This is a genomic window from Gordonia sp. YY1, assembly GCF_009872315.1.
Classification (GTDB): domain Bacteria; phylum Actinomycetota; class Actinomycetes; order Mycobacteriales; family Mycobacteriaceae; genus Gordonia; species Gordonia amicalis.
The window spans coordinates 1-686 of record NZ_WXYI01000061.1; the positions used below are offsets into that span (position 1 = coordinate 1).

1 protein-coding gene is annotated in these 686 nt (G+C 64.0%); it reads left to right on the forward strand.

What is annotated here, in order from left to right:
• Positions 1-686: AMP-binding protein (locus tag BPODLACK_RS23140; RefSeq protein ID WP_159406333.1), on the forward strand; the 686-nt coding region annotated here is incomplete at both ends.

Below are 686 nucleotides of genomic sequence, written 5' to 3' on the forward strand. Positions count from 1 at the left end.
GTGTGGGAGTTGTTCTGGCCGTTGATGGTTGGTGCTTCGGTGGTGGTGGCGGAGCCGGGTGGGCATCGGGATCCGTGGTATGTGGCGTCGGTGGTGGAGCGGTTTGGGGTGTCGGTGTGTCATTTTGTGCCGTCGATGTTGTCGGTGTTTGTGGATGCGCTGGGTGGGGATCGGGGTGCTGGTGGTGGGTTGGGGTCGTTGCGGCAGGTGTTTTGTTCGGGTGAGGCGTTGGGTGTGGCGGGTGTTGAGGGGTTGCGGGGGTTGGTGCCGGGTGTGCGGGTGGTGAATTTGTATGGGCCGACTGAGGCGGCGGTGGATGTGACGTCGTATGTGGTGTCTGGTGGTGAGGTGGTGGTGCCGATTGGTCGTGCGGTGCCGAATGTGTCGGTGTGGGTGTTGGATTCGCGGTTGCGGCCGGTGCCGGTGGGTGTGGTGGGTGAGTTGTATCTGGGTGGGGTGCAGGTGGCTCGGGGGTATGCGTCGCGGTCGGGGTTGACTGCGGAGCGGTTTGTGGCGGATCCGTGTGGTGGGGTTGGGTCGCGGTTGTATCGGACGGGTGATCGGGTGCGGTGGTCGGGTGTGGGTGAGTTGGAGTATGTGGGGCGTAGTGATTTTCAGGTGAAGTTGCGGGGGCAGCGGATCGAGTTGGGGGAGATCGAGTCGGTCCTGCAGACCGCACCCGGGGT